The following is a 7,580-nucleotide window of genomic DNA, read 5'->3' as shown; positions in this document are numbered from 1 at the left end:
CGATGCGGTTCTTTTCTTCTGCTTGGTGTTTTTTTTTTTTGTTCTCTCCCCTCCCCCCGCCCCCCCCCCCCCCACGTCTGTGGGGCCCGGCCCGGTTTGACCCCCTCGGCACCGGCCCCGTAACCTTGACCGTCGGCGTGTCCATGGACTAGGACGCGTCACATCCCCGTAAACCTCTTCCTCCGGAGAGCCCAGGTGCCCTGCACCGGCCGTACCGGAGAGGCCGCCCGTCTTCCGGACGGCTGGACTGCGGGGGTGCCGTTCCCGAGCGAGAGAGTGAGATCCGCGTGTACGCCATCGTGCGCAGCGGTGGTCGCCAGCACAAGGTTGCTGTCGGCGACATCGTTGAGGTTGACAAGATTTCCACCGCCAAGGTTGGCGACACGGTCGAGCTCTCGACCCTGCTCGTTGTCGACGGCGAGTCCGTGACCAGCGACCCGTGGGTGCTGGCCGGCATCAAGGTCCAGGCCGAGGTCGTGGACCACCACAAGGGTGTCAAGATCGACATCCTTCGCTACAAGAACAAGACCGGCTACCGCCGTCGCCAGGGCCACCGCCAGCAGTACACGGCGATCAAGGTCACTGAGATCCCCACGGCTGCGAAGTAAGGGACTGAGAACAGATGGCACACAAGAAGGGCGCATCGTCCACCCGGAACGGTCGCGACTCCAATGCCCAGCGGCTCGGCGTGAAGCGCTTCGGCGGTCAGGTCGTCAACGCGGGTGAGATCATCGTCCGCCAGCGCGGCACCCACTTCCACCCGGGCGCCGGTGTCGGCCGCGGCGGCGACGACACGCTGTTCGCGCTGCAGGCCGGTGCGGTGGAGTTCGGTACCCACCGTGGCCGCAAGGTCGTGAACATCGTTCCGGTCGCCTGAGTCCTCGGACTTCACGGCTCAGACCGAACGTTTCGCGAGGCGGACCTCACTTCCCGGTCGGGAAGGCGGGTCCGCCTTTCGCGTGTTACGCAAGAGACATATCCGTACGTTTTCGCAGTGCTGGAGGCACCCCAGATGACCACCTTCGTGGACCGCGTCGAACTGCATGTCGCCGCGGGTAACGGAGGCCACGGCTGTGCCTCCGTCCACCGTGAGAAGTTCAAGCCGCTCGGCGGGCCCGACGGCGGCAACGGCGGGCGCGGCGGGGACGTGATCCTCACCGTCGACCAGTCGGTGACGACGCTGCTGGAGTACCACCACTCCCCGCACCGCAAGGCCACCAACGGCAAGCCCGGCGAGGGCGGCAACCGCTCCGGCAAGGACGGCCAGGACCTGGTGCTGCCGGTGCCGGACGGCACGGTGGTGCTGGACAAGGCGGGCAACGTGCTCGCGGACCTGGTCGGCCACGGCACCTCCTACGTCGCCGCCCAGGGCGGCCGCGGCGGACTCGGCAACGCGGCGCTGGCCTCGGCCCGCCGCAAGGCGCCCGGCTTCGCGCTGCTCGGCGTGCCGGGGGACCTCCAGGACATCGTCCTGGAGCTGAAGACCGTCGCCGACGTGGCGCTCGTGGGCTATCCGAGCGCGGGCAAGTCCTCGCTGATCTCGGTGCTGAGCGCCGCCAAGCCGAAGATCGCCGACTACCCCTTCACGACGCTCGTGCCCAACCTGGGCGTGGTGACCGCCGGTTCGACCGTCTACACCATCGCCGACGTGCCCGGCCTGATCCCGGGCGCCAGCCAGGGCAAGGGCCTGGGCCTGGAGTTCCTGCGGCACGTGGAGCGGTGCAGCGTGCTGGTGCACGTGCTGGACACGGCGACGCTGGAGTCCGAGCGCGACCCCGTCTCCGACCTCGACGTCATCGAGGAGGAGCTCAAGCAGTACGGCGGGCTCGACCGGCGGCCCCGGCTCGTCGTCCTCAACAAGATCGACGTACCCGACGGCAAGGACCTCGCCGAGATGGTGCGGCCCGACCTGGAGGCCCGCGGCTACCGGGTCTTCGAGGTGTCGGCGGTGGCCCATCTCGGCCTGAAGGAGCTGTCGTTCGCCCTCGCCGACCTGGTGGGCAAGGCGCGTGCCGCGCGGCCGCAGGAGGAGGCGACGCGGATCGTCATCCGGCCCAAGGCCGTCGACGACGCGGGCTTCACCGTGACGCAGGAGGAGGACGGGCTGTTCCGGGTGCGCGGCGAGAAGCCCGAGCGCTGGGTGCGGCAGACCGACTTCAACAACGACGAGGCCGTCGGCTATCTCGCCGACCGGCTCAACCGCCTCGGTGTCGAGGAGGAGCTGATGAAGGCGGGCGCCCGGTCCGGCGACGGCGTCGCGATCGGCCCCGAGGACAACGCCGTCGTCTTCGACTGGGAGCCGTCGATGATGGCCGGTGCCGAGATGCTCGGCCGGCGTGGCGAGGACCATCGCTTCGAGGCGCCGCGCCCGGCCGCCCAGCGCCGCCGGGACCGTGACGCCGAGCGGGACGAGTCCCTCCAGGAGTTCGACGGGTTCGAACCGTTCTGACCGGCTGAACCTCCGCCCGGCCGAGCCGGGACGCGTGGGCCGGCGCCGGACACCCGGGCCGGGCCCCCCCTCCTTCTGGGCGGAAATTGGGAACGGGTTGCTCCCTCCCTCCCCGACAAACCCACGATGTCCCTCCAGTTGGGAGTTGGGGGGGTTGTGGAAGTGTACCCGTTTCGGGTCTTGCACCTCTCGCGTTCGGCGCGACGGGGGCGTCGGCGGAGCGCATTCCCCCTCCTCCCCCCCCACGCCGCGTTCGGCGCGAACGTGGAAATCGGCTCGATCCTCTCGTACTGAACAAGCCCGCGATGCCCGTCAATTGAGGCGTCGGGGGATCCGCTGTGACCAGATCGCGTTCCTCCCGTTGTTCCTGTGTCGCGACGGGTCTCCTGTTGTCTGCCCATTTGTCATGCACGCGAAGGGTTGCGTTCAGCCCGTGGACCGTCCGGCTGCGTGAGCTTTCACGTGTCCAAGAGGCCTGCGAGGCAAGGGAGTTAGCCGATGACCGGAGCAAGCTCGCCAGACCGACGCCGCTTTCTGACCGCCGGCACAGCCGTGCTCGGCGCAGCCGCCTCCGCCATGCTCTGGCTGCCGGGCACCGCCCGTGCGGCCGACGGCACACTGCCCGACGGGGTCTTCAGCCTCGGGATCGCCTCCGGCGACCCGCTGCCCGACGGCATCGTGCTGTGGACCCGGCTCGCCCCCGACCCCCTGGCCGGCGGCGGCATGCCCGACCAGGTGGTCCCGGTCGAGTGGGAGATCGCCGAGGACGAGCAGCTCAGGAAGACCGTGCGCCGGGGTGTCGCCCAGGCCCGCCCCGAGTTCGGGCACAGCGTCCACGTGGACGTCCGCGGTCTGCGCCCGGACCGCGCGTACTGGTACCGCTTCAGAGCCGGCGGCCGGCTCTCGCCCACCGGCCGCACCCGCACCGCCCCGCATCCGCACGCCAGGAACGGCTTCCTGCGGGTGGCCCTCGCGTCCTGCCAGAACTGGCAGCACGGCTACTTCACGCCGTACGCCGACATGGTCGACCAGGACCCGGACTTCGTCCTGTTCGTCGGCGACTACATCTACGAGTCCACGCCGTCGTCGGCGGGGCCGCGCCGGCACGAGGGCACGGGAGAGCCGTTCACCCTGGAGCAGTACCGCAACCGGTACGCGCAGTACCGCACCGACCCCGACCTGCTGAGGATGCACGCCAGCGCGCCCTGGGTGGTCACCTTCGACGATCACGAGGTCGACAACGACTGGGCCGGCGAGGTCCCGCAGGACCCGGACAAGCAGCCCCACGACGCGTTCGTGGCCCGGCTGACGGCGGCCTTCCAGGCGTACTACGAGCACATGCCGGTCCGGGCGTCCGCGATCCCGAGCGGCCCGCACATCCAGATGTACCGCCGCCTGGAGTTCGGCCGCCTCGTGCGCCTCAACGTCCTCGACACGCGCCAGTTCCGCAGCGACCAGGCGACCACGCAGGCCGGTGCCGAGGACCCGTCCATGACCATGCTGGGCGCCGAGCAGAAGGCCTGGCTGCTGGACGGGATGCTGGACTCGCCCGCCCGCTGGAACCTCGTCGCCTCGCAGATCATGATGGCCGAGACCGACATCCTGCCCGGCGAGGGCAAGCTCTGGTACTACGACGCCTGGGACGGCTACCAGGTCGAACGCAACGCCCTGCTGGAGGAGTTCGCCGACGTACGCAATCCTGTCGTGCTCAGCGGCGACCGCCATCTGACGATGATCAGCGACCTCAGGACCGACTACTCGGACCCGGAGTCCGAGGTCGTGGGCGCAGAGTTCGTCGGCACCTCCATCTCCAGCAACGGCGACCAGGACCAGGCCGCCTTCCACGCCCAGTGGGACCCGCTGAAGGCGGACAACCCGCACTGGAAGTTCATCGACGCCCACCGCGGCTACCACCTCTTCGACATCCACCGCGACGGCATCGACGCGCAGGTGCGGGTGGTGGACACGGTCGTACGGCCGCAGGCGACGCCGAGCACGGTGGCGCGGCTGCGGGTGGAGAACGGCCGGCCGGGCGTCGAACTCGCCTGAATGCCGCGAACCGGTGCGAGAGGGGCCTGGGCTCATCCGAGTTCCAGGCCGTTCTCAGGTAAGTCTCAGGTGTGAGTCTTACCCTCCCTTAACCATGGAGACCGACTGTACGAGAGATGAATCCCGGGCGAACGACTCCGAGCGCCCCGCCCCGCTGCCCCCGGGCACCCGGCTGCTGCACATCGGCCCGCACAAGACCGGGACGACCTCGATCCAGAGCGCGCTGTTCGCCGCGCAGGACCAACTGCCCGCGCACGGAGTCGAGTTCCCCGGGCACACCCGGCACCCCATGGAGGCGGCCCTCGCCGCCGTCGCGCGCCCCGGGATGATGGGCGACGCCGTGCCCACCGAGCGGCACTGGACGAAGCTGGTGGAGCAGGTGCGCGACACCGGCGACCGCACGGCGGTGATCAGCAGTGAGTTCTTCGCCGACGCGGACGACGACGAGACCGTCGCGCGGATCGTCGCGCAGCTCGGCGGCGACCGCGTACACGTCCTGGTCACCCTGCGCCCGCTGGCGAAGATCATGCCCTCGCAGTGGCAGCAGTACGTGCAGAACGGTCTGCGGATGGGCTACGAGGACTGGCTGAAGCACATGCTGCGCAAGGCCCCGTACCAGCAGCCCAACCCCAGCTTCTGGCGCCGGCACCGGCACGACCGGCTGGTCGCGCGGTGGGCGCGGGCGGTCGGCGCGGACCGGGTCACCGTCGTCGTGGTCGACGACCGGGACCGGGGCGGCCTGCTGCGCGTCTTCGAGGCGCTGCTCGGGCTGCCCGCGCAGCTCCTTCAGCCCGTTCCGGACACGGCGAATCGCTCACTTACTCTCGCCGAGACCGAAATGCTGCGAAATCTCAACAAGGAATTCCGCGGCAATGGCCTGCCGGACGAGCTGTATTCCAAGCTGGTGCGTAACGGCGCGGTCATGCATATGAAGAACTCGTGCAGCCCCACATCGCGGGACGTGAAGATCTCGACACCGCCGTGGGCGGCCGAGGTGGCGGCCGGGATCGCCGCGGAGATGATGGACGCCATCACACGTTCGGGGGTACGGGTCCTGGGTGACCCCGCGTTGCTCGCCGCCGTCCCGAAGCCCGCCCGCGCGCCGGCGCAGGAGGCGTGCATCGCCCCCGAGGTGGCAGCTCAGGCCCTGTACGGTGTGCTCGCGGCGGCCGCCGAGGTGCCGGTGCGGCACAGCACTCCGGCCCGGTCGCGCACGGTTCAGCAGACGACCTCGGTGGAACTCGTGAAGGTGCTCGGCCACCGCTGCCTGCGGAAGCTGCGCCGCCGCTGACCGGCTGTGCGGTTACTCACAGCAACCACTGTCATTCCGCGGGATCCCGCAGCGGGCGTCCGGGCGTCACCAGCAGTGCAAGGTGAATGCAAGGTGGCGCGTACATATGCGGTGAACGGCGCTCACCTTGCACAGCGGTAACCGCAAGTGGGACCATTTCCCCGTTCCCTGACGCCCCAAGGTAGGTCCTCTGTGTCCCAGCACATAGCCAAGCCCCGTACCACCGCAGTGATCCTGGCCGGTGGCACCGGCCAGCGGGTGGGTCTCTCGATCCCCAAGCAGCTGCTGAAGATCGCCGGCAAGGCAGTCATCGAGCACACCCTGACCACCTTCGAGCACGCCGACTCGATCGACGACGTCATCGTGCTGATGGCCCCGGGGTACGTGCCCGACGTGGAGAAGATCGTCGCCAAGGCCGGGTTCACGAAGGTCAAGAAGATCATCGAGGGCGGCTCGACCCGGAACGAGACCACCGAGCGCGCCATCGAGGCCCTCGGCGAGGGCCTGGCCGAGGGCGAGGACCTCAACGTCCTCTTCCACGACGCCGTGCGCCCGCTGCTGGCCCAGCGCGTGATCGACGACTGCGTCACCGCGCTCGAGCGCTACCAGGCCGTCGACGTCGCCATCCCGTCCGCGGACACCATCATCGTCACGCGCACGCACGGCGAGGACGGCGAGTTCATCACCGAGATCCCGGACCGCTCCCGGCTGCGCCGCGGCCAGACGCCGCAGGCGTTCAAGCTGTCCACGATCAAGCGGGCCTACGAGGTCGCGGCAGGCGACCCGAACTTCCAGGCCACGGACGACTGCTCCGTCGTGCTGAAGTACCTGCCGGACGTGCCGATCCACGTCGTCGCGGGCGACGAGTACAACATGAAGGTCACCCAGCCCGTCGACGTCTTCATCGCCGACAAGCTGTTCCAGCTGGCCTCGACGGCGGCGCCGGAGCAGGTGAGCGAGGACGCCTACCGCGAGCTGCTGACCGGCAAGACCGTCGTGATCTTCGGCGGCTCGTACGGCATCGGCAAGGACATCGCCGAGCTCGCCGAGTCCTTCGGCGCCACGGTGTACGCGCTCGGCCGCTCCACCACCGGCACCCACGTGGAGAACCCGGAGGAGGTCGACGACGCGCTGTCCAAGGCGTACGGGGAGACCGGCCGGATCGACTACGTCGTCAACACCGCGGGCGTGCTGCGCATCGGCAAGCTGGCGGAGACCGACAACGCGACCATCGAGGAAGCGCTGAAGGTCAACTACCTGGCCCCGGTGCAGATCGCCCGTTCCGCCTACAAGTACCTGGCCGAGACCAAGGGCCAGCTGCTGCTCTACACCTCCAGCAGCTACACCCGCGGCCGCGCCGAGTACAGCCTCTACTCCTCGACCAAGGCCGCCATGGTGAACCTCACCCAGGCCCTGTCCGACGAGTGGGCCGGCGACGGCATCCGCGTGAACTGCATCAACCCGGAGCGCACCGCGACGCCCATGCGCACCAAGGCCTTCGGCCAGGAGCCCGCGGGCACCCTGCTCTCCTCCGAGGCCGTCGCCCGCACCTCGCTGGACGTGCTGCTGTCCGAGCTGACCGGGCACGTGATCGACGTCCGCCAGCAGGATCCGACGGCGGGTGCGGCGAAGGCCTCCGGCTTCGAGCAGGCGCTGGCCTCGGTTCTGGACCGACAGGACGGCGTGTAATAATCGACGGGAATTAGCCTTACGTTATTCAGGCCTCTGCTTTCCGGTGTCATTGCGATGCAATGACCGGGTGAACGCAGGGGCCTGAATCCGTACACCCGA

General features: G+C 69.2%; 6 protein-coding genes. All 6 read left to right on the top strand.

The annotated features are described in order from the left end of the window. The first annotated feature begins 287 nt into the window (after positions 1-287). Positions 288-608, top strand: coding sequence for a 50S ribosomal protein L21 (gene rplU / locus ACFU97_RS26395; protein ID WP_384260991.1), 321 nt, complete (start codon positions 288-290; stop codon positions 606-608). 14 nt (positions 609-622) lie between these two features. Continuing rightward, positions 623-877, top strand: coding sequence for a 50S ribosomal protein L27 (gene rpmA / locus ACFU97_RS26390; RefSeq protein WP_242759227.1), 255 nt, complete (start codon positions 623-625; stop codon positions 875-877). A gap of 135 nt (positions 878-1,012) precedes the next feature. Next, positions 1,013-2,449 (top strand): GTPase ObgE, encoded by a 1,437-nt coding sequence (obgE, locus tag ACFU97_RS26385; RefSeq protein WP_384261011.1) that lies wholly within the window; start codon positions 1,013-1,015, stop codon positions 2,447-2,449. Between the two features lie 498 nt (positions 2,450-2,947). Then, positions 2,948-4,498 carry an alkaline phosphatase D family protein gene (locus ACFU97_RS26380; RefSeq protein WP_384260989.1) on the top strand — a complete coding sequence of 517 codons (1,551 nt, stop codon included), beginning with the start codon at positions 2,948-2,950 and terminating at the stop codon, positions 4,496-4,498. Between the two features lie 94 nt (positions 4,499-4,592). Continuing rightward, positions 4,593-5,789, top strand: a complete 1,197-nt coding sequence (locus ACFU97_RS26375) for a hypothetical protein (RefSeq protein ID WP_384260986.1) — start codon at positions 4,593-4,595, stop codon at positions 5,787-5,789. A gap of 192 nt (positions 5,790-5,981) precedes the next feature. Continuing rightward, positions 5,982-7,478: a D-ribitol-5-phosphate cytidylyltransferase gene (locus tag ACFU97_RS26370; protein WP_384260985.1), complete on the top strand. Its 1,497-nt coding sequence runs from the start codon at positions 5,982-5,984 to the stop codon at positions 7,476-7,478. The last annotated feature ends 102 nt before the right edge of the window (positions 7,479-7,580 follow it).

It is taken from the genome of Streptomyces sp. NPDC057616 (assembly GCF_042800575.1).
Lineage (GTDB): Bacteria > Actinomycetota > Actinomycetes > Streptomycetales > Streptomycetaceae > Streptomyces.
Note: the sequence above shows the minus strand (reverse complement) of the source record. Positions and strands in the feature narration are given on the sequence as shown.